Here is a 20,177-nt window from a genome sequence, read left to right as displayed (position 1 = left end):
GGAGATGCAATGAGAAAAGCAGTAACCGCCCTCCTGGCGGCCGGCGCGCTGGTGACGCTCGCGGCCTGTGGTGGCAACAGCGACGACAGCTCCGGGGACTCCGGGGCGTCGAACGAGAAGGTGACGCTGAAGTTCCAGAGCCTGGCCTTCCAGAAGACCACCGTCACCGCGACCAAGAAGATCGTCGCGGACTGGAACGCCGCCAACCCGAACATCCAGGTCGAGTACGTCCAGGGCAGCTGGGACTCGGTACACGACCAGCTGGTCACCCAGTTCCAGGGCGGTACGGCGCCGGACATCATCCACGACGAGTCCGCCGACATCACCGGCTTCGCGAACCAGGGGTACCTGGCCGACCTGACGCCGTACCTGAGTCAGGAGACGAAGGACGCCGTGCCGCAGGGTGTCTGGGATTCGGTGAAGACCGGCGACGGCAAGATCGTCGCGGCGCCGACGCTGCTGCAGTCGTACGTCGTGTTCGGCAACTCCGCGTTGCTGAAGCAGGCCGGGATCGCGACGACCGGTGACTCGCTGAGCTGGGACCAGCTGCAGGCGGACGCCAAGAAGCTGACCGCCGGCGGCAAGTACGGCCTCGGCTGGGGCCTGAAGAGCCCGACCGCGACCGTGCTGAACCTGGGCATGAACTTCGACGCGCAGTTCTTCGAGGGCTCGGGCCGGGACGCGAAGGCGAAGATCGGCGACGCCGAGCTCGAGGTGCCGAAGCGGATCCACGCGATGGCCTACACCGACAAGTCGATCGAGCCGACCTCGCTGACCCAGAGCGGTTCCGACGTACTGCCGGGCTTCTTCGCCGGCAAGTACGCGATGGTTGTCGGCGGCAACTACGCGGCCCAGCAGCTGCTCGAGCAGGCGCCGAAGGGCTTCCAGTGGGAGGTGCTGCCGCCGCTGAAGGGCACCGGCACCAAGCAGGCGGCGAACCCGCAGACGCTGTCGGTGCCGGCCGAGGGCAAGCACATCGAGCAGTCCGCGAAGTTCATCGACTACTTCATGAAGGCCGAGAACCTGGCCGCGGTCGGCCAGGGCGATTGGCTGATCCCGACTACGCAGGCGGCCCGGGACGCGATCCTGACGGCGACCGGCGGCCAGAACGGCTGGGAGCAGACGCTGGCCAGTGGCAACGAGCTGACCAAGGCGCCGTTCCAGAGCGTGGAGAACTACCCGAAGTGGAAGGACCAGATCGCGACGCCGGCGCTGCAGGAGTACCTGGCGAACAAGACCGATCTGCAGACGCTGGGCAAGAAACTGAGTGACGGATGGGGTCAGGTCAACAGCTGATGTCCTTGCTGGAAGAGAAAGCAACTGGGGTCCTCGTCGGCGCCGCGGTCGGTGACGCGATCGGTGGCGCCGTCGAGGGCTGGACCCCCGACGCGATCCGGGAGCGGCACGGCGGCTGGGTGACCGGCATCGTCGGACCCTGGTACGACGACTGGCGGACAGCCCGCCCGATCGCGCCGTACCACAAGGGCGACGGGCACATCACCGACGACACCTTGATGACGCACGCGCTGGTCGAGGTGTACGACGAGCGCCGGACGCACCTGGACGCGTACGCGATCGCGGACCTGCTGGTGCCGAAGATGCTGAACGGGCGCCGCTGGGTGCCCGAGCTGGAGGCCGACGCGCTGCTGCTGCACCGGGTGTTCCTGGCCGAGAAGTGGCTGGTCACCCGGTTGCACTACGGGCACGTCGACCCGCGGGAGGCCGGGGTCGGCAACATCGTGAACTGTGGTGCGGCGATGTACATGGCGCCGGTCGGGATCGCGAACGCGGGCGACCCCGAGGGCGCCTACGCCGAGGCGATCGACCTGGCCGGCGCCCACCAGTCGAGTTACGGGCGGGAGGCGGCCGGCGTGTTCGCGGCCGCCGTCGCCGCCGCGATGGCCACGGACGCCACTGCGGCGTCGGCCGTGGACGCCGCGCTGAGCCTGGCCAAGGACGGCACTCGGAGGGCCGTCGAGGCGGTGGCCGACGCAGCGGACGGGATCATCGACTGGGAGCAGGCGATTCCGCTGCTGCGCAAGGCGATCGAGCCGTTCGACACGGTCGGGCCGGACTACCGGGACCAGTCCCTGGACGCCCGCCGGCCGAGCCGGACGAAGGCGATCGAGGAGCTTCCGGTCGCGCTCGGATTCGTGCTGGTCTCCGGTGGCGACGTACGGCGGGCTGTCCTCGGCGGCACGAACTACGGCCGGGACGCGGACTCGATCGCGTCCATGGCCGGTGCGATCACGGGTGCGCTGAACGGACTGGCCGGTGTGCCGGCGGACTGGGCGACCGACGTCGCCGAGGCGAGCAAGACGGATCTGGAGCGCCCCGGACGGGTGATGGCGTCGGTGGCGGAGGACATCCGCGCGGCCGACGCCGAGCGCTGGGCCCGGCGGACGGCCGCGTTGGACGCGCTGGTTTGAATGTCAGTTGGCAAACGCCTCCAGCTCCACGATCCGCGAGTATCCGTGGTCGTTGGAGTCGTGGCTGACGAGCTGGACCGCATCGACGGTCTGCGGCGGGAACGTCACGGTCACGCGACCCTGCACGTTGCCGCGCACCTCGCCGACCATCGTCCAGGTGCCTGCGGTGCGGACCTGGATGTCGAAGTCGCGGATGCCCATCACGGCCGCGGGGTAGCGGGCCGAGTCCAGCGTCTGCAGGACGACTCGGCCGACGGTTGTGGGCTGGATGAAGTCGACGCCGTACGTGTCGGGGAAGGCACCCTTGTTGGCGTCGTGCCAGCCGCTGGCACCCCACTGCTCCGAGTCGGCGTTGCCGTCGACGCCGCCGCACAGCCTCATGTTGCCGTGCGTGGACGATGCGACGGCCTGCTCGCCGAGGAGCAGGTTGTCGCGCTGAGGCACGGGCTGGACGGTCACGGGGACGCGCAGGTGTTTCCGGCCGACGCTGAGGTTCACGTCGTACATCGCGGGCGCGGTGTCACGCGGGATGGTGATCTCGAGCGGCGCCTTGACCAGTTGGTCGACAGGCAGGTAGCTGGAGAACTGGTGGCGGGACAGCGTCAGCTCCGGGTCGCTGCTGATCCGCATGTCGGCGATGGTCGGCTTGCTGCCGGTGTTGGTCATGCCGAGGGTGAGCTTGCCGGACGGGAAGCACGGCAGCGGGACCACCTCGACCGGTGGTGGGGTGGCGCTGATCTCGACGTTGTTGTTGTTGTTGCTCACGGCAACTGCGGCTGCCGGGACCAGGAGAAGGAGCAGGGCGGCGCGGTTCATGACGGGGTCCGTTCAGGCCAGGTGGGTTCCGGGACGGCCGTCCTCGACGACCAGGGTGGCTCGGGTGGACGCGGTGCCGCCGGGAGTGGTGACCCGGTCGACGATGCGGAATTCCGACGTCCACTGGTTGCGGTCCAGCCGGCAGCTGAGGTAGCCGCGCTGGACGTTCTGGAACTTGACGTGCGGGTTCTCCGCGAGCAGCGCACGGCCGGTGGCATCTGCGTCGACACCGTCCTTGCCGGACGAGATCGACGTGGTGACGAACTCGCTGCCGACCGCGGGAGTCGCCGGGTCGGCGAAGTTCACCCGGAGGTCGGACGCGACGCTGCGATGCAGGTCGCCGGTCAGTACGACGAAGTTGCGCACGCGCCGGTCGCGGACTCCGGACAGCACCCGGTCGCGCGAGGCGGCGTACCCGCTCCAGGTGTCCATCGGCAGCTCGAGGTCCGGCCCGGTCTTGCGGTCGAGCTGAGCCATCGCGACCTGCTGGGCGACCACGTTCCACCGGCTGCTGGAGCGACCGAGCGTGTCGAGCAGCCAGCGTTCCTGCGCGTCGCCGGTGATCGTCCGGGACGGGTCCGTGGACACGACGTCCGGTGGCAGCCAGCCGCCGGTTCCGGTCTGGTCGTCGCGGAACTGCCGCGTGTCCAGGACACCCAGGTCCGCGGTGCGGCCGTAGCGGAGATGGCGATGGAGACGGATGGACGGTCCGTCGGCGGACTGGTCGAGGCGCAGCGGCATGTGTTCCCAGTACGCGCGGAAGCCGTTGGCACGCCGTACCAGGAACTCGTCGTGCGGCAGGCCGTCCTCGGAGACGTAGTCGGCCCAGTTGCCCTCGACCTCGTGGTCGTCGAGTGTCACCACCCACGGCGCCGCGGCATGCGCTGCCTGCAGGTCGGGGTCGGTCCGGTGCAGCGCATAGCGCGCCCGGTACTCGTCCAGCGTGAAGATCTCGCCGGCGAAGTCGACCGGCACCGCCTGGTTGCGGACACCGGCGGTCGGACCGACGCCGACCTCGTAGATGTAGTCGCCGAGGAACAGCACCACGTCGTGGTCCCGCCGTACGACGTCCTGGTACGCCGTTTAGTAGCCGTCGTAGATCGCCTGGCACGACGCGACTGCCAGCGTCACCGCGGGCTGGTCCTGCGGCGCGGGCGCGGTCCGCGTACGGCCGACCGGACTGAGCTGACCCTTGGCGCGGAAGCGGTAGAAGTAGTGCCGCCACGGACGCAGACCACGTACGTCGACGTGCACTGTGTGGGCGTACTCAGGCCGGGCGTGCGCGGTGCCACGTCGTACCACTCTGCGGAACGTCTCGTCCTCGGCGACCTCCCAGTCGACGTTCACCGGGCGGTCGTCCATCCCGCCGAACGGCTCCAGCGGACCTGGTGCGAGGCGCGTCCAGATCACCACGGCGTCCGGCAGCGGGTCGCCCGACGCGACGCCCAGGGTGAAGAGCGGCCGGTTGTCGGTGCGATGCGGTATTCCTACTGGTCCAAGACCGGGAAGGTCGCCGGTGAGGGCGAGTGCGGCGGCGGCGCCGGTCGCGGTCAGAAAGCTACGGCGGGCGGGCATGTGACGGAGTATCAGGCAGTCGTGAGACGGCGAACCAGCGGTGCGTTTCGCCTGCTGCAACAGGGGAAGGAAGGAGCCCGATGAGAGTGACCTGGGTGCAGCCCGAAGACCTGCTGCCGCATCAACTGGTCCAATCGCGAGCCGAGGGGGTTGACGTCACCGACGTCGAGGAGCGCTGGCTCGCGGCCGGCGGGACGACGCACGCCCCGCCCTCGGGCGCCTCGGACGAACCTGCGTCGCCGGAGCTCCGGTCGCTGGCGCGCGAGCTGATGGACGAGCTCGACCGCCGATGGACCGGCTGGCCGGAACCGGAGGTCCCCGACCTGCCCGTGCTCGGCAAGCCGGACGAGTCCCGGGTCCTGAATGCGTGGCTCGGCCGAGCCGCCGGGAACCTGCTCGGCAAGGTGGTCGAGAAGATCCCGCGGGAGGGGATCCGGGAGATCCTCGAGAGCTCAGGTCAGTGGCCGCTGACGCAGTACATCACCGCGATCGGCGTACCGGACGAGGTGCAGCAGCGCTGGCCGTGGAACAAGCGCTCGAAGCCGACCAGCCTGCGCGAGAACATCGATGGGATGCCCGAGGACGACGACCTGAACTTCGCCATCCTCGCGCTGCAGCTGCTCGAGCGGCACGGCTCCGCGCTGACCACCGAGGACGTGGCGCTGGCCTGGCTGAACGATCTGCCCGCGGGCCGGGTGTTCACCGCCGAGCGCGTTGCCTACCGCAACCTTCTCGAGGGCGTCGAGCCCGCGCGGGCTGCGGTGGTCGGCAACCCGTTCCGGGAGTGGATCGGCGCCCAGATCCGGACCGACGCCTACGGCTGGGCGCATCCCGGCGACCGTACGGCGGCCGCCCGGCTGGCGCTCGTGGACGCCCGGTTGAGCCACACCGGCGCAGGCGTCGACGGCGCCCTGTGGGTCGCTGCAATGTCAGCAGCCGCGATGGTCCTGGACGACCCGCGTGAGGTAGCTGTCGCCGGGCTCGACGTGATCGCCGCCGACGGCGCAATCGCACAAGCTGTCCGCTTCGGGCTGGGCCTCGCGGACGCCGGTCTGGACGAGGCGCTCGACGCGCTGCACGCCGAGTACGGCGACCTGCACTGGGTGCACGCGGTGAACAACACGGCGCTGACGGCGTACGCGCTGACCGCCGCCGACTTCGGTGATGCGGTGGGTCGTGCGGTCATGGGTGGGTGGGACACCGACTCGGTCGGCGCCACGGTCGGTGCGGTGTTTGGCGCCGTACGCGGGGTTCCGGCAGAGTGGTCTGCACCACTGGACAACCGGGTGGCCACAAGCCTGCCGGGAATGAACCAGGTCGCGATCGACGAGCTGGCTGCGAGGACTGTGGAGGTGTCGCGGGGTGGAGTCTGACGTGGTTGTCGTCGGCAGCGCGAACGTGGACTTGGTGCTTCCGGTCCAGCGGATCCCACGCCCCGGCGAAACCGTGCTCGCGGGGGCGATGACCCGTGGCCCCGGCGGCAAGGGGGCGAACCAGGCGGTCGCGGCGGCGCGGGCGGGTGCACGAACTGCAATCGTTGCCTCACTCGGCGTCGATGATGCCGGTGAGCTTCTGCGGGACGCGCTGTCCGGCTCCGGTGTCGACCTGTCGCTGATCACGCCGTCGAGCACCGCCCCGACCGGGACGGCGATCATCACGGTCGACGACTCCGGGGAGAACTCGATCGTGGTCGCGCCGGGCGCGAACGGCGAGCTGACCCTGACGGACGTCGCGAGCGCGGCCGTCGGCAGAGCGAAAATCGTTCTTTCCCAACTGGAGATCCCGTTCCCGACCGTGCAGGCGGCGGCCGCGACGAGCTCGTACTTCATCCTCAACGCCGCCCCGGCGGCCGAGCTGTCCGACGAGCTGCTCGCCGGCGTCGACCTGCTGGTGGTGAACGAGACCGAGGCCGAGCTGATCGCCGGCTCCGACCGGTCCGCGCTGCTGAAGCGGGTGCCGGCTGCGGTGGTCACGCTGGGCGGCGCCGGCGCGGTGATCCTGACCCGCGGCGGGGACGAGATCGCCGTCCCCGGGGTCCCGGTCGACGTGGTCGACACCACGGCCGCGGGGGACACGTTCTGCGGTGTGCTCGCGGCAACATTGGCTGCCGTGTCAACCACCGATGCGATCACGGCAAGCGACCTGACGAATGCTGTCCGACGCGCTAACGTTGCTGCTTCACTGAGTGTTCAGGCTGCGGGGGCGATTCCCTCGGTGCCTCACGGGGATGCAATCGACGCGCGTTATGCGGAGGTGTACCTGTGAATCCGCTCGAGCCGCGGCCCATCGATCTGCCCGCCAGGGTCGATCTGGGGCTCCGGGCCGACCTGGCCTACCTCGACGACGCCAAGATCCTCGGCGCGCCGGAGGACCCGGCCGACCTGCCGCGGTGGCGCGGCAAGCTCGCCGAGTGGTTGATCGGGGCGTACGACCGGACGCCGTACGACGGCACCCACTACGAGGAACCAGGTCGGGAGTGGACCCAGACGGCGTACTCGGTGGCGCTCGTCTGGCTCTGGGACGACCAGCTGTACGACGTCCGGACCGGGAAGTTCACGCCGGACAAGTTCGTCCAGCACGGCGTCGACGACTTCGGCGGGTACGACGCGATCGTGCTGTGGCACGCCTACCCGGTGATCGGGATCGACTCGCGCAACCAGTTCGACTTCTACCGCGACGTGCCGAAGCTGCGCGAGCTGGTCGACGACCTGCACCGGCTCGGGCTGAAGGTGTTCTTCGACTACAACCCGTGGGACGTCGGCACCCGCCGGGCCGCGCGCCCGGACGCCGACGAGTTCGCCGCGCTGGTCAGCGAGTACGCCGTCGACGGCGTCTTCCTGGACACCCTGAAGGAGGGCGACCCGAAGCTCACCCGCGCGCTGCGCAGGGCGAACCCGTCGATCGCCCTGGAAGGCGAATCCCGGTTGCCGATGGCAAGGATCGGGGACCACGCGCTGTCCTGGGCGCAGTGGTTCGCCGACACCCGGGCGCCCGGCGTGCTGCGGGCGCACCTGTTCGAGCGCCGGCACATGATGCACCACACCCGGCGCTGGAACCGCGACCACAGCGACGAGCTGCAGTCCGCCTGGGTGAACGGTGTCGGCATGCTGGTCTGGGAGTCGGTGTTCTCGGCCTGGGTCGGCTGGAACGCGCGCGACCGGGCCACGCTGCGCCGGATGGTCGCCGCGCAGCGGGCGTTCGCGCCGGTGCTGCTGAACGGCGACTGGATCCAGCTCACGCCGGAGGTGCCGGACAAGGCGCGGGACCACGGCATCTACGGCTCCCGCTGGGACCTGGCCGACATCACCTTCTGGACGCTGATCAACCGCGACGAGGAGGACTTCGAGGGCATCGTGCTGCGCTCGGAGGACCAGGTCGGCGACTGGTACGACGTGACGTCCGGGGTGCCGATCACCGCCGACGACGACGGCGTCCACCTGATCGTGCCGGGGCGCGGCGTCACCGGGATCGTCCGGGTCGGCGCGACCGCGGGACCGAGCTGCCGGGCCACCGCACGACGGCTCGGCACGCTGCCGCGGCCACACCTCAAGGACTCCGCGTTCCCGATGGCGCCGGCCGAGCGTCAGCCGGTCCCGGAGGTTTCCGGCGACGCGGAGATCGGGCCGGCGGTCGTCGTACCGGCGGGGGAGTTGGAGCTCATCGTCCGGCATCGGCGCCGGGAGACCGGGTTGTACGACCAAGCGCCGTACGTGGAGGAGTGGAAGCCGCTTCCGCCACGACTGCATGACATCCAGACCGTCAGCCGCTCGGTGACGCTCAGCGGTATTTCGGTCGCGGTGTCCGAGGTGACCAACCGCGACTTCGCCGAGTTCCTGGCCGCGACCGGCTACCGGCCGCGGATCCCGAACCGTTTCCTCAAGCACTGGGTGGACGGCGCTCCGGTGCCTGGGACCGAGGCCCAGCCGGTCACGTACGTCGACCTGCCCGACGCGCGCGCCTACGCGGACTGGCGCGGCGGGCGGTTGCCGACCGAGGACGAGTGGCAGGTCGCCGCCGGGCTGGACGGGTTCACGCGGGCCGAGCCACTGGTGTGGAACCTGACCGAGAGCGAGCACCGGGACGGTCGCAGCCGGTTCTGCATTCTCAAGGGCGGGTCGCACTATGTTGCCGAGGGCTCCGACTGGTACGCCGACGGCGGTCCGAAGGGCCCCGAGGTGAGCTTCAAGCTGGTGCTGACCGGTGGTGGTCTCGACCGCTCCGAGACCATCGGTTTCAGGATTTCAGGATGAGGACTGTTCCGCTTGATGGTGTGAAGGTGCTGGAGGCGGCGACGTTGTTCGCGGGGCCGCTGGCGGCGACGTTCTTGGGGGACTTCGGGGCTGAGGTCACGAAGATCGAGCACCCGGCGCGGCCGGATGCGGCGCGGACGCACGGCGCGTCGAAGGACGGCGTCGGGTTGTGGTTCAAGACGCTCGGCCGGAACAAGCGGCTGGCGACGCTCGACCTGTCCCGTGGTCAGGAGGTGTTCCTCGACCTGGTGCGGCGGAACGACGTACTGATCGAGAACTTCCGGCCCGGGACGCTGGAACGCTGGGGGCTGGGTCCGGACGTGCTGCTCGAGGCGAACCCGCGGCTCGTGATCGCGCGGGTGACGGCGTTCGGGCAGGTCGGGCCGTGGTCGGGCCGGCCCGGGTTCGGGTCGCTGGCCGAGGCGATGAGCGGGTTCGCGGCGGTGACGGGGGAGCCGGACGGTCCGCCGACGCTGCCGCCGTTCGGGCTCGCGGACGGGATCACGGCGCTGGCGACGGCGTACGCCGTGATGGTCGCGCTGCGGGAGCGGGACCGGTCGGGTCAGGGGCAGGTGATCGACATGGCGATCATCGAGCCGATCCTGATGATGCTCGGCGGCGGGATCACGGCGTACCAGCAGACCGGGTACGTGCAGCCGCGGCTGGGGAACCGGTCGTCGAACAACGCGCCGCGCAACGTCTACCGGACGGCGGACGGCCGGTGGGTCGCGGTGTCGACCAGTTCGCAGAGCATCGCCGAGCGGGTGGTGACGCTGGTGGGACGGCCGGATCTGGTCGCGCAGCCGTGGTTCGCCACCGGACGGGAGCGCGCGCAGCACGCCGACGAGCTCGACGACGCGGTCGGGTCGTGGATCGCCCAGCGGCCGCTGGACGAGGTGATGGCGGAGTTCGAGAAGGCCGAGGCCGCGGTCGGGCCGGTGCACGACATCCGCGGCATCATGGCCGATCCGCAGTACGCCGCGCTGCAGACGATCGTTGCCGTGGACGACGAGGAACTGGGGGGACCGGTGCAGATGCAGAACGTGTTGTTCCGGCTGTCGGAGTCGCCGGGGTCGATCCGCTGGGCCGGGCGGCCGCACGGCGCGAACACCGACGAGGTGCTCGCCGAGATCGGCGTGACGCCCGAACAGCTCGCGGCCCTGCGTGAAGCCGGCGTGGTCTAGGTGCTCACTGCGCTCTACGTCCCGGCGAACCGCCCCGACCGGTTCGCGAAGGCGGTTGCCGCGGGACCCGATGTGGTGGTGTTCGACCTGGAGGACGCCGTACCGGTCGACGACAAGGTGGACGCACGCGGTTGGGCGGTGGCCTGGATCGCCGCGCACGCCTCGGGGCCTGTGGAGGTCCGGGTGAACGCGCCGGGGACGCCGTGGATCGAGGACGACCTGGCCGCGGTGGCCGCCGTACCGCGGATCCGGATCCGGCTGCCGAAGGTGGAGAGCGCGGCCGACGTGCACGCCGTGCTGGAACAGGTGCCGTCGGCAAGGATCACCCCGCTGATCGAGTCGCCGCTCGGGCTGGAGAAGGCGTTCGAGATCGCGACGGCCGATCCGCGGGTGACCTCCATCGCGCTGGGCGAGGCAGACCTGCAGAGCTCGCTCGGCGTGGACGGTCCCGCCGGTCTCGCGTGGGCTCGCGGCCGGCTGGTCGCCGCCTCCCGAGCCGCCGGGCTGGGGGCGCCGATGATGTCGGTCTACCCGCACGTGAACGATCTCGACGGCCTGCGGCAGACGTCGCTGGAAGGCCGCGCGCTCGGCTTCGTCGGGCGTACGGCGATCCATCCGCGGCAGCTCGCCCCGATCGTCGAGTGCTTCACGCCCACCGCCGTACAGGTGACCGAGGCCGAGGCCCTGCTCACCGCCGTCGAGAAGGCCGGGGTGTCGACCGGCGGCGTGATCGTCCTGCCCGACGGCCGGATGGTCGACCCCGCCATGGTGGGGCGCGCCCGCGAGGTGAGCACCCTCATGCAAGAGATCGAGTCGAGGCAGAGCTAAGGTCGTAGGCATGCTGCCGCGCAGTGTTGATGCCGTGGTGATCGGGTCGGGGCCGAACGGGCTGGTGAGCGCGATCGCCCTCGCCGACGCGGGCTGGGACGTGCTGGTGCTGGAGGCCGAGGAGACCTTCGGCGGCGCGGTCCGGTCGACCGAGAGCGACGGCTGGATCAGTGATCGTTTCAGCTCGAACTACCCACTGGGCGTTGCCTCACCGGTGCTGCGCGCGCTGGAGCTCGAGAAGCACGGCTTGCGGTGGGCGCACGCGCCGCTGCCGCTCGTGCACCTGCTCGACGAGGAAGGCACCTCGGTCGCGATCCACCCGGACCCGGAGGACACCGCCAAGTCGATCGGCGTCGACCATCCGGGTGACGGCGACGCATGGCTCCGGCTCTACCAGCAGTACGTCGCCATCCGCGAACCGCTCCTGAAGTCGCTGCTCACGACCTGGCCGCCGGTCGTGCCGGGGATCAAGCTGGCCCGCAAGCTCGGGTCGGTGGGGGAGTTGCTGCGCTTCGCCCGGTTCATGGCGATGCCGATGCACCGGATGGGCAAGGAGCTGTTCGAGGGACCGCGTGGCCCCGCGTTGATCGCGGGCAACTCGCTGCACGCCGACGCGCCGCTGTCCGGCGCCGTCAGCGGCACGATGGGGTGGCTGCTCGTCATGCTCGCGCAGGACGTCGGCTACCCGGTCGCGGCCGGTGGATCGAGCTCGCTGTCGGGCGCACTGGTCCGTCGAGCCGAACGCGCCGGTGCGTTGCTCGTCTCCGGTACGCCGGTTTCCGCGATCGAGGTGTCCTCCGGACGGGTGACCGGCGTACGGACGGCCGCCGGGGAGACCGTGGTCGTCAACCGGGCGGTGATCGCGGACACCTCCGCGCCGACGCTCTACGACTCGTTGTTGCCGAGCGCAACGATCCCGGCCGGGTTGCGGCGGGACCTGGACGAGCGGTTCGAGTGGGACTACCCCACGGTCAAGCTGAACTTCCGGCTGAGCGGGCCGATCCCGTGGCGCTCGCCCGAGGCGCGGTCCGCGGGCGTTGTGCACCTCGGCGGCACCGCCGACGACCTCGTCCACCTGTCCGCCGACCTCGACACCGGCCGGCTGCCGTCGACGCCGTTCCTGCTGATCGGGCAGACCACCAAGGCGGATCCGTCCCGGTCGCCGGAGGGCACCGAAGCGGTCTGGGCGTACGCGCACCTGCCGCGTGGGGTCGCGGACGATGAGTCGGCGGGGAAGCTGGCGAACCGGATGGAGCGGGCGATCGAGCGGTTCGCACCTGGGTTCGGCGACCTGGTCACCGACCGGGACGTGCAGATCCCGAGCGGCCTCGAAGCCGGCAACGCCGCGCTCGGGCTCGGCGCGGTCGGCGGCGGCACCATGCAACTCCAGCAGCAGTTGATCTTCCGCCCCACCATCGGGCTGGGAAGTCCGCGGACGTTCGTCTCCGGGCTCTACCTGGGCAGCTCCGCGATCCACCCCGGCGGCGGCGTCCACGGCGCCTGCGGCCACCTCGCCGCCCGCACCGCGCTCCGCGACGCCTCCATCCTCGGCCCCCTCACCCGCACGTTCCCGACCGCCGCCCTCCGACGACTCCAACAGTGACGTGCAACTCGACGAAGCGGACTGCAGGGCCCGGGTCGCGGCGGCGCGGGTCGGGCGGTTGGCGACTGTGGGCGCTGACTTGCGGCCACACGTCGTACCGGTGACCTATGCCGTGCATGGGGACGAGCTGTACGTCGCGATCGACCAGAAGCCGAAGACGACGACCGCGTTGCGGCGGTTGCGGAACATCGCGGAGAACGACCGGGTCGCCGTCCTTGTCGACGAGTACGACGAGGACTGGACGCATCTGTGGTGGGTGCGCCTCGACGGCGTCGCGCGGGTCCTGCATTCGTTGCCCGCTGCGGTCGAGCTGCTGCGGGCGAAGTACCCGCAGTACGACGCCGATCCGCCGCGCGGCCCGGTGATCGCCGTACAGGTGGAGAACTGGTCGGGCTGGTCCTACACCTGAGTGGCGATCCGGAGGGCGGCGACCAGGTCGCGGTAGAGATCGTCGGTCACCAGCAACTCCCCGTGAGTGCCGCGGGCGCGGACCCGACCGGACTCCAGGACCACGATCTGGTCGGCGTCGATGACCGTGGACAGCCGGTGGGCGCCCGCTCGCTCTCTCGCGCCTCGGCCCGGCTGGCCTTGACCGTCCGGATCGCCCGCAGCGCCCCTTCGAGCACGCCGCCCAACCTGCCGACCGCACCCTGCGCCTGCTCCTGAGCCTTCGCCATCGGCGGCATCAGCAACGCCACGATGATGCCGACCGCGGCCAACGCGGCCAGCGTCGTGAGCAGCGGCACGCCATCGAGCATCGCCATCAGCACGAGGGCGCCGACCAGCGAGATCACGCCGTTGACCAGTTGCACCAGACTCGATGCGGCGGCCTCGCGGAGCAGCACGGTGTCCGAGGTGACCCGGGTGACGAGCTCACCAGGGGAGCGGCCCGCCAGCTCACCGACGCGCACCCGGAACAGGCGCCGTACCATCGAGCTCCGCGCGTCGAGCACGACCCGCTCGCCCATTTTGCCGAGCAGGATCCACTGCACCAGGCCGAGCCCCGAGCTGATCACCAGCAGTACGACGAGCAGCGTCACGGCCGATGTGATCGGCGTCGACGCGGCCAGGTCGTCCAGGACCGACTTCGACACCATCGGCGTCGCCAGCGAGGCGGCCGTCGTGCCGAGCCCCAGCACCATGCCGACCGCCAGCGTCCGCCGGTGCGGCCGGACGAACGACCACAGGGTCCGCACGTTCTCCCAGCGCTTCATACCGCCCCCTTCGATCTGAAACGCCAGCGTAGCAGAATCGGACATAAGTGTCCTATTATTAACCTTGACGGCCCGAGAGGACTACAGTGCAGCCCATGACGGACAGGGCGGAGTCGGGCAGCCGGAGCCGGACGCGGCGGGCGATCCTGGAAGCCGCGGTGGTGGTGTTCGCCAAGCGGTGGACTGCCTCGCTGGGCGACATCGCGACCGAGGCGCAGGTCGCGCGCAGCACCCTGCACCGGTACTTCCCGGACCGCGACGCGCTGATCCGGGCGCTCGCCGACGACCTCCTGGACCTGATCGACCGCACCATCTCAGAAGCCCAGCTGGACGAGGGGTCGGCGCGGGAGGCGCTGCGGCGCCTGATCACCGGCTGGTTCGACCTGGCGCCGCGGCTGTTCTTCCTGTTCAACGAGCCGAGTTTCAACACCCCCGATCCGGTGCCGTGGGTGAAGGACTTCTGGGAGCGGCTGGACGTGGCCGGCAAGCCGATCGAGGCGCTGGTCACCCGCGGTCAGACCGACGGGGTCTTCACCGGCTCGCTACCTGGGACCTGGATCAACCGGCTGCTCTGGTGGATGGTCTACATCGGCTCCGAGGCGGTCACCGAAGGCGAGATGACCCGGTACGCCGCCCCGGGCATCATCATCCAGACTTTGGAGACTGGCATTCTGGCCCGTCCGGAGGGTGACTGAGATGCCCGAGGTGGAGACGCTGCTGCGGGAGCTGGCGCCGCAGGTGCTGGGGTTCCTGGCCCGGCGGCACGGGCAGTTCGATCTGTGTGAGGACGCCGTACAGGAGGCTTTGCTGGCGGCTGCGACGCAGTGGCCGGTGGACGGCGTGCCGGCGAACCCGCGGGGTTGGTTGATCACGGTCGCGACGCGACGGCTGACTGACCAGTTCCGCAGCGAGCACGCGCGGCGGCGCCGGGAGGACACGGTCGCTGCGATGTCCGGTCCGGAGGAACTCGTTGCCCCGGGCGCCGATGTGGACGCGCCGCCGGACGCCGACGACACCCTCACGCTGCTCTTCCTGTGCTGCCATCCGGCCGTCACGCCGGCGTCCCAGGTGGCGCTGACGCTGCGCGCGGTCGGCGGTCTGACCACGGCCGAGATCGCCCGCGCGTTCATGGTGCCGGAGGCAACGATGGCGCCGCGGATCAGCCGGGCGAAGAAGAGCATCAAGGCGGCCGGCAGCCGCTTCGTGATGCCGCCGGAGGAGGAGCGCGCCGACCGGCTGCGCGTCGTCCTGCAGGTGCTGTACCTGATCTTCAACGAGGGTTACACGGCCAGTTCGGGGGAGGAGCTGCAGCGGGTCGAGCTGACCGCCGAGGCGATCCGGCTGACCCGGATGCTGCATGACCTGCTCCCCGGCGACGGCGAGGTGGCGGGCCTGCTCGCATTGATGCTGCTGACGGATTCTCGTCGTACGGCGCGGACGACGCCCGACGGCGGCCTGGTTCCGATCGACGAGCAGGACCGCAGCCGGTGGGACCGCAAGCAGATCGAGGAAGGCGTCGCGCTGATCCTGGAGACGCTGGCCCGGGGCGAGGTCGGACCGTACCAGGTGCAGGCGGCGATCGCGGCGGTTCATGCCGAGGCGCCGAGTACCGAGGAGACCGACTGGCGCGAGATCCTCGGCCTCTACGTGCTGCTGGAGAAGCTCGCGCCGAACCCGATGGTCACGCTGAACCGCGCGATCGCGCTGGCTCAGGTCGAAGGTCCGCAGGCCGGTCTCGACCTGCTGGCCACTCTCGACGACGACAAGAACGTGACCGAGACCCACCGGCTGGACGCCGTCCGGGCGCATCTCTACGAACGGGCGGGGTCGCGGGCGTTGGCGCGAGAGCATTACCTGGCCGCGGCCCGCCGTACCACCAGCCTTCCCGAACAGCGCTACCTGAACGCGAAAGCCGCCGGCATCCCGTCCGAGACGACCGGCGGCTGACGCGAGAGGTCACACCGACTCGGTGACCTTGTCTTCGGCGGGAGCCTCCTTCAGTGCGACCGCGGCCAGCAGCGCGCAGGCGAGGAAGGCGACCGCGCCGACGACAGCGACGACGTTCAGGCCACTGACGAAGGCCGTGTTCGCGGCGACCGCCAGGTCGGAACCGAGCTGATGGGCGGCGACGGCGCTCTCCGTTGCCTGACGGGCGATGTCGTCGGGCAGCGCGGCAGGGAGGTCGAGTTGGTTGCGGTAGACGACCGTCCCGAGGCTGCCGAGCAGCGCGACCCCCAGGGCGACGCCGCCTTCGCCGCTGGTCTCGGCGAGTGCGGCGACCGATCCGGCGCGCTCCGGCGGAGCCGCGGCCAGCATGAGGTTCATCATGAGAGCCATCGGCATCCCGATGCCGAACGAGGTCAGGGTCAAGCCGGTGACCAGGAAGGCCAGTCCACCGCCGGTGACCACCACGAGGCCGGCCGCGGAGATCGTCAGGCCGATCGCGGCGGTCACCGACGTCGGCAGCCGTTGCGCGATCCGCGGCGCCAGCGACAGGCCGAGGATCATCGCCACGCTCTGCGGCAGCAACCAGAGCCCGGCCTGGAATGGAGTAAGTTCCTCGACGACCTGAAGGAAGAGCGCAGCCTGGAGCGAGATCCCGGCCATCACCACACCGGCGGCGACGGAGATACCGAGGGCGGCGCTGAACTTCCCCTTCCGGAACAGCTGTAGGTCGAGCAGCGGATGCTCCAGCTGCTGCTGGCGCCGGATGAAGCCGATGCCGATCAGCAGACCGGCCAGGATGGCGGCGACCGGGGCGGTTGCCCAGCCCTGGCGAGCCAGTTCCTTGAGTCCCCAGACCACCGGCAGGGTCGTTGCCAGCGACAACCCCACACTGAGCAGATCGAGCTTGCCGGCCGCCGTGTCCCGGTACTCCGGAAGCAGCAGCGGACCCGCGATCAGAAGCAGCAGCATCACCGGTACGCCGAGCAAGAACGCCGAACCCCACCAGAACCGCTCCAGCAGCAACCCGCCGACCACCGGGCCGATCAGCATGCCGACCATGAAACAGCTGAACCACAGGCCGATCGCCTGCGCGAGTTGCGCCGGATCGTGGAACATGTTGCGGATCAACGCCATCGTCGACGGCATCAAGGTCGCGCCGGCGACGCCGAGCAGGGCCCGGGACGCGATCAGCATCTCGGGACTGGTCGAGTACGCCGCGAGGACGGACGCGACCGTGAACGCGGCGCCGCCGATCAGCAGCAGCTTCCGCCGTCCGATCCGGTCGCCGAGGGTTCCCATCGTGACCAGGAAGCCGGCCAGCAGGAATGAGTAGATGTCCAGGATCCACAGCTGCTCGGTGCTGTCCGCACCGAGATCCGCGCTCAGACTGGGCAGGGCCAGGTAGAGCACGCTCACGTCGAGCGACAGCAACAGCGTCGGGAGGGCGAGGACCGCCAGGCCCGTCCACTCTCGTTTGGTCGCCTTCATCGGTTCGTCCCTTCAAGAGTCGTGATCAGGTCGGGCATCAGCACCAGGTCGGGCCAGCCCTCGCCGGCTGCGAGCTGGGTGACCGCCGCCGCGACCCGGGCGCCGTCGCCGGTGCCGGTGACCAGCAGGCGGGCGGGGTCGGCTTGCAGTTCGACGGCGTGGTCCGCGGACCAGCCGACGATCGCCCTGGCGTCGGCGACGGCCTCGTCGTACTGCGGGCTGGTCGGGCCGGCGAGGATCACCAGTCCGCCGCGCCGGCACAGCTGCCGGCACTCGGTGTCGGGATCGCCGGCGCCAGGTTCGTCGGCGCCGGGGAAGAACACCAGCAGCGGCGGGCTCGTGCCGCTCGCCGGTGGCCAGTAGACCCGGGCCCAGATCGGCCCGCTGCTTCCGCGGAGCTGAACCGCGGCACTTCGTACGGTCGTCATGGCTGACACGCTGGCACCGGCGGCGCCTCGGAGGGAAAGGCCGATCGTGCATGACGGTGGTGCGCCATCGGCATCACCATCTGCCGCCGATCGGGGCCAGAATGAACGGCATGAGTGACAACGGGCGTGGTGAGGGCACAGCCGACGTACTGGCGATGCCGCAGACCCCGGATGCGATCGAGCTCCGGCACCTGCGGGCGTTCGTCGCGGTCGCCGAGGAGCTCAACTTCGGCCGGGCGGCCACCCGGCTGTACCTGTCACAGCCCGCGTTGAGCCGGCAGATCCGCTCGCTCGAGCGGCTCCTTGGGTGCGAGCTGCTCCGGCGCTCGACCCACCGGGTGGAGCTCACCCTCGCCGGCGAGGCGTTCCTCGACCGGGCCCGCACCCTGCTCGGTGACCTGGACAGTGCGATCGCGACCACCCGCTCGGTGGGCGGCGAACTGACCAACCGGGTGAACCGGATGTGGGCGCCGCTGGCCGACGAGGGGTTCGAAGGGGAGCTCGGCCGGATGCGGGCGGCGTACGAGGGGATGCTGGCGCAGGTGCTGCCGCCGGACGACGTTCCGGTCGTGCCGGTGACCGCCGGAGGCGTTCCGTCCTTGCAGGTGGGCGGTTCGCCGTCGGTGTTGCTGCTGCATGGCGGTGGGTTCGTGCTCGGATCGGCGTACGGCTACCGGGCGCTGGCCGGGGCGTTGGCGGTCAGCACGAGTTCCGGCGTACTGGTGCCTGACTATCGGCTGGCCCCTGAGCATCCCTTCCCGGCGGCGGTGGACGACGCCCGCAGCGCGTACCTGTGGATGCTGGAGCAAGGAGTCGCTCCGGAAGAGCTTGTCGTCGCCGGGGACTCGTCGGGTGGCGGGCTGGTGATGTCGCTCCTGCTGCTCCTGCGCGATCAGGGCCTGCCGCTGCCGGGCGGCGCCGTACTGCTTTGCCCGGGGCTGAACGTGGCGGCGATGCTGGACGGCAGCTCACCGCTCGCCGAGCAGGATCAGTTCAAGACGATGGCTCGCGTGACGTCCTGGTACGTCGGTGACCATCCGCTGGACGATCCGCTGCTCAGCCCTTTGAAAGCCGACCTGCACGGACTGCCGCCGTTGCTGGTCCAGTCGGCCACCGGCGACCCGGTCGGGGACGACATGCGCCTGCTGGTCGAGCAGGCGGACAAGTGTGGCGTCGACGTGGTGGCTGAGTTGTATCCGGCCGACACCCACGTGTTCCAGTTGTTCTGGTCGTTCCTGCCTGATGCACAGCAGGCGATGACGCGCATCGGCGAGTTCGCCGCTTCGATCAGGGGATCAGCAGGTAGAAGCGCAGGTAGTCGTTGAGGATCGGCAGCGGTCGTACGTCGCTGAAGCCTGCTTCGGTGGCGTAGCGGCGCAGGGTTGACGGGCGCATCACCGCTCCGGTCGCCGCGGTCTCGGCGTCGCCCATGGCGTCGGGGAGGCAGGAGAGGACGCTCCAGCTGTAGTGGTAGCGCTCGATGTCGGATGCCGGGGCGGTGAACTCGTCCTCGACGAGCTCGTCGACGACCAGGACGGTCCCGTCGTCGGCCAGCATGTCCCGGACGCCCTGGAGTGCCTCGACCGGGCGCGACATGTCGTGCAGGGCCTCGATGATCGTGACCAGGTCGTACCCGGTCTGTTTCAGTTGTGCGGCATCCACGACCGAGAACGTGACCCGGTCCGAGACGCCGGCCTCCTCCGCGTTGGCACGTGCCGCGGCGACAGCGTCCTCGTCCAGGTCGTATCCGTCGATGGTGACGCGGGGATAGGCCTGTGCGATGGCGATCGCCGCCCAGCCGGTGCCACAGGCGACGTCGGCCAGCCGGGCTGGGGGGTCGGATCGCAGCCTGCGGTCGAGCTCCGGGATCGCGGGCAGCCAGGACTTGGCCAGCAGGTTGAGGAACAGCGGCCGGTTCCACTCCGCTCGGCCTTCCGGCTCCCAGGGGAGCGGAGGTGGTGCGTCGCCGGTCCGGAAGGCCTCGACCAGCTCGGGCAGCCGTCGTCCTGCGCGGGCGATCTCGACGCCCTGATGAGCCTGATAACGAACGTCGTCCGGGTCGGCCAGGACCGGAACGAAAGCGGGCGGCAGGCTGAACCGTCGTACGGCGGCTTCCGCGGTCGTGTCGTCGACGTCGAGCAGTCCACTGGCGGCCTGATGCTCGAGCCACTCGCGGACGTAGCGCTCCGCGGTGCCGGTGCGCTCGGCCAGCTCGGCCGAGGTGGCGGGGCCTTGCTCGGCGAGCGCGCGGTACAGGCCGAGGCGTTCGCCGAGGTAGACCGTGTAGATCTCGAGGGCCGCACCGGCGTGCCGGAGCAGGCGGTCGGCGAGGGCTTGGGTGTCGTCCGTCGTACCCATGAGTGGATCGTAGTGGCCTGGGTCACGTGACCTGAGTTGTAACTTCGGTTTACAGTT

The 20,177-nt window shown here is 70.3% G+C and carries 18 protein-coding genes and 1 pseudogene; 12 read left to right on the top strand and 7 right to left on the bottom strand.

Annotated elements, in window-relative coordinates; translation table 11 throughout:
- Nucleotides 1-9: 9 nt before the first annotated feature.
- A complete protein-coding gene (locus tag ACIBL3_RS19545) occupies nucleotides 10-1,296 on the top strand; it encodes an ABC transporter substrate-binding protein (RefSeq protein WP_396354819.1) in 1,287 nt (428 codons plus the stop codon).
- On the top strand, nucleotides 1,296-2,429 hold the full coding sequence (locus ACIBL3_RS19540) for an ADP-ribosylglycohydrolase family protein (protein ID WP_396354818.1): 1,134 nt from the start codon (nucleotides 1,296-1,298) through the stop codon (nucleotides 2,427-2,429). The genes ACIBL3_RS19545 and ACIBL3_RS19540 overlap by 1 nt, the downstream gene beginning before the upstream one ends.
- 3 nt (nucleotides 2,430-2,432) lie before the next feature.
- Here the strand turns inward: ACIBL3_RS19540 and ACIBL3_RS19535 are convergent, their stop codons facing one another.
- From ACIBL3_RS19535 to ACIBL3_RS19525, 3 genes and pseudogenes are all read right to left on the bottom strand, one after another.
- Entirely contained in the window at nucleotides 2,433-3,245 is an 813-nt protein-coding gene (locus ACIBL3_RS19535) for a discoidin domain-containing protein (protein ID WP_396354817.1), read from the bottom strand.
- A 12-nt stretch (nucleotides 3,246-3,257) separates the two neighbouring features.
- Nucleotides 3,258-4,316, bottom strand: a pseudogene (locus ACIBL3_RS19530) (alkaline phosphatase D family protein); the annotation flags it as partial.
- Between the two features lie 12 nt (nucleotides 4,317-4,328).
- Nucleotides 4,329-4,820 (bottom strand): alkaline phosphatase D family protein, encoded by a 492-nt coding sequence (locus tag ACIBL3_RS19525; RefSeq protein ID WP_396354816.1) that lies wholly within the window; start codon nucleotides 4,818-4,820, stop codon nucleotides 4,329-4,331.
- Nucleotides 4,821-4,900: 80 nt separating this feature from the next.
- On the opposite strand from ACIBL3_RS19525, the gene ACIBL3_RS19520 reads away from it, so the two are divergent.
- The 7 genes from ACIBL3_RS19520 to ACIBL3_RS19490 are packed head-to-tail and all read left to right on the top strand — an operon-like array spanning nucleotide 4,901 to nucleotide 13,094.
- Complete coding sequence (locus ACIBL3_RS19520; RefSeq protein ID WP_396354815.1) at nucleotides 4,901-6,193, top strand: ADP-ribosylglycohydrolase family protein; 1,293 nt, start codon at nucleotides 4,901-4,903, stop codon at nucleotides 6,191-6,193.
- Nucleotides 6,183-7,085, top strand: coding sequence for a ribokinase (locus ACIBL3_RS19515; protein WP_396354814.1), 903 nt, complete (start codon nucleotides 6,183-6,185; stop codon nucleotides 7,083-7,085). Before ACIBL3_RS19520 ends, ACIBL3_RS19515 begins: the two co-directional genes overlap by 11 nt.
- Nucleotides 7,082-9,070, top strand: coding sequence for an SUMF1/EgtB/PvdO family nonheme iron enzyme (locus tag ACIBL3_RS19510; RefSeq protein WP_396354813.1), 1,989 nt, complete (start codon nucleotides 7,082-7,084; stop codon nucleotides 9,068-9,070). Before ACIBL3_RS19515 ends, ACIBL3_RS19510 begins: the two co-directional genes overlap by 4 nt.
- A complete protein-coding gene (locus tag ACIBL3_RS19505; protein WP_396354812.1) occupies nucleotides 9,067-10,254 on the top strand; it encodes a CaiB/BaiF CoA transferase family protein in 1,188 nt (395 codons plus the stop codon). Before ACIBL3_RS19510 ends, ACIBL3_RS19505 begins: the two co-directional genes overlap by 4 nt.
- A complete protein-coding gene (locus ACIBL3_RS19500; protein ID WP_396354811.1) occupies nucleotides 10,255-11,082 on the top strand; it encodes an HpcH/HpaI aldolase/citrate lyase family protein in 828 nt (275 codons plus the stop codon).
- 10 nt (nucleotides 11,083-11,092) lie between these two features.
- Nucleotides 11,093-12,685 (top strand): phytoene desaturase family protein, encoded by a 1,593-nt coding sequence (locus ACIBL3_RS19495; protein ID WP_396354810.1) that lies wholly within the window; start codon nucleotides 11,093-11,095, stop codon nucleotides 12,683-12,685.
- 1 nt (nucleotide 12,686) lies between these two features.
- Nucleotides 12,687-13,094 carry a TIGR03668 family PPOX class F420-dependent oxidoreductase gene (locus ACIBL3_RS19490; RefSeq protein WP_396354809.1) on the top strand — a complete coding sequence of 136 codons (408 nt, stop codon included), beginning with the start codon at nucleotides 12,687-12,689 and terminating at the stop codon, nucleotides 13,092-13,094.
- A gap of 46 nt (nucleotides 13,095-13,140) precedes the next feature.
- Here the strand turns inward: ACIBL3_RS19490 and ACIBL3_RS19485 are convergent, their stop codons facing one another.
- Nucleotides 13,141-13,899: an ABC transporter transmembrane domain-containing protein gene (locus ACIBL3_RS19485; RefSeq protein WP_396354808.1), complete on the bottom strand. Its 759-nt coding sequence runs from the start codon at nucleotides 13,897-13,899 to the stop codon at nucleotides 13,141-13,143.
- Between the two features lie 95 nt (nucleotides 13,900-13,994).
- On the opposite strand from ACIBL3_RS19485, the gene ACIBL3_RS19480 reads away from it, so the two are divergent.
- Together ACIBL3_RS19480 and ACIBL3_RS19475 are read left to right on the top strand one after the other, a co-directional pair.
- Entirely contained in the window at nucleotides 13,995-14,594 is a 600-nt protein-coding gene (locus ACIBL3_RS19480; protein ID WP_396354807.1) for a TetR/AcrR family transcriptional regulator, read from the top strand.
- A 1-nt stretch (nucleotide 14,595) separates the two neighbouring features.
- A complete protein-coding gene (locus ACIBL3_RS19475) occupies nucleotides 14,596-15,846 on the top strand; it encodes an RNA polymerase sigma factor (RefSeq protein WP_396354806.1) in 1,251 nt (416 codons plus the stop codon).
- Nucleotides 15,847-15,855: 9 nt separating this feature from the next.
- Here the strand turns inward: ACIBL3_RS19475 and ACIBL3_RS19470 are convergent, their stop codons facing one another.
- Both ACIBL3_RS19470 and ACIBL3_RS19465 read right to left on the bottom strand, forming a co-directional pair.
- Nucleotides 15,856-17,334 (bottom strand): MFS transporter, encoded by a 1,479-nt coding sequence (locus ACIBL3_RS19470; RefSeq protein ID WP_396354805.1) that lies wholly within the window; start codon nucleotides 17,332-17,334, stop codon nucleotides 15,856-15,858.
- Nucleotides 17,331-17,762: an alpha/beta hydrolase gene (locus tag ACIBL3_RS19465; protein ID WP_396354804.1), complete on the bottom strand. Its 432-nt coding sequence runs from the start codon at nucleotides 17,760-17,762 to the stop codon at nucleotides 17,331-17,333. The genes ACIBL3_RS19470 and ACIBL3_RS19465 overlap by 4 nt, the downstream gene beginning before the upstream one ends.
- 110 nt (nucleotides 17,763-17,872) lie before the next feature.
- Between ACIBL3_RS19465 and ACIBL3_RS19460 the strand changes: the two genes are divergently transcribed.
- Nucleotides 17,873-19,087 carry an alpha/beta hydrolase fold domain-containing protein gene (locus ACIBL3_RS19460; protein ID WP_396354803.1) on the top strand — a complete coding sequence of 405 codons (1,215 nt, stop codon included), beginning with the start codon at nucleotides 17,873-17,875 and terminating at the stop codon, nucleotides 19,085-19,087.
- Here the strand turns inward: ACIBL3_RS19460 and ACIBL3_RS19455 are convergent.
- Complete coding sequence (locus tag ACIBL3_RS19455; RefSeq protein ID WP_396354802.1) at nucleotides 19,050-20,120, bottom strand: methyltransferase domain-containing protein; 1,071 nt, start codon at nucleotides 20,118-20,120, stop codon at nucleotides 19,050-19,052. The two genes, ACIBL3_RS19460 and ACIBL3_RS19455, sit on opposite strands and share 38 nt — an antisense overlap.
- Nucleotides 20,121-20,177: the final 57 nt, after the last annotated feature.

The sequence above is a fragment of the Kribbella sp. NPDC050124 genome (assembly GCF_044460355.1).
Classification (GTDB): Bacteria; Actinomycetota; Actinomycetes; order Propionibacteriales; family Kribbellaceae; genus Kribbella.
Note: the sequence above shows the minus strand (reverse complement) of the source record. Positions and strands in the feature narration are given on the sequence as shown.

Bases quoted from the DNA above. Each gene is read 5' to 3' on its own strand.
- ACIBL3_RS19545 (WP_396354819.1), top strand. From the start codon at position 10: ATGAGAAAAGCAGTAACCGCCCTCCTGGCGGCCGGCGCGCTGGTGACG.
- ACIBL3_RS19540 (WP_396354818.1), top strand. From the start codon at position 1,296: ATGTCCTTGCTGGAAGAGAAAGCAACTGGGGTCCTCGTCGGCGCCGCG.
- ACIBL3_RS19535 (WP_396354817.1), bottom strand. From the start codon at position 3,245: ATGAACCGCGCCGCCCTGCTCCTTCTCCTGGTCCCGGCAGCCGCAGTT.
- ACIBL3_RS19525 (WP_396354816.1), bottom strand. From the start codon at position 4,820: ATGCCCGCCCGCCGTAGCTTTCTGACCGCGACCGGCGCCGCCGCCGCA.
- ACIBL3_RS19520 (WP_396354815.1), top strand. From the start codon at position 4,901: ATGAGAGTGACCTGGGTGCAGCCCGAAGACCTGCTGCCGCATCAACTG.
- ACIBL3_RS19505 (WP_396354812.1), top strand. From the start codon at position 9,067: ATGAGGACTGTTCCGCTTGATGGTGTGAAGGTGCTGGAGGCGGCGACG.
- ACIBL3_RS19495 (WP_396354810.1), top strand. From the start codon at position 11,093: ATGCTGCCGCGCAGTGTTGATGCCGTGGTGATCGGGTCGGGGCCGAAC.
- ACIBL3_RS19485 (WP_396354808.1), bottom strand. From the start codon at position 13,899: ATGAAGCGCTGGGAGAACGTGCGGACCCTGTGGTCGTTCGTCCGGCCG.
- ACIBL3_RS19480 (WP_396354807.1), top strand. From the start codon at position 13,995: ATGACGGACAGGGCGGAGTCGGGCAGCCGGAGCCGGACGCGGCGGGCG.
- ACIBL3_RS19475 (WP_396354806.1), top strand. From the start codon at position 14,596: ATGCCCGAGGTGGAGACGCTGCTGCGGGAGCTGGCGCCGCAGGTGCTG.
- ACIBL3_RS19470 (WP_396354805.1), bottom strand. From the start codon at position 17,334: ATGAAGGCGACCAAACGAGAGTGGACGGGCCTGGCGGTCCTCGCCCTC.
- ACIBL3_RS19465 (WP_396354804.1), bottom strand. From the start codon at position 17,762: ATGACGACCGTACGAAGTGCCGCGGTTCAGCTCCGCGGAAGCAGCGGG.
- ACIBL3_RS19460 (WP_396354803.1), top strand. From the start codon at position 17,873: ATGAGTGACAACGGGCGTGGTGAGGGCACAGCCGACGTACTGGCGATG.
- ACIBL3_RS19455 (WP_396354802.1), bottom strand. From the start codon at position 20,120: ATGGGTACGACGGACGACACCCAAGCCCTCGCCGACCGCCTGCTCCGG.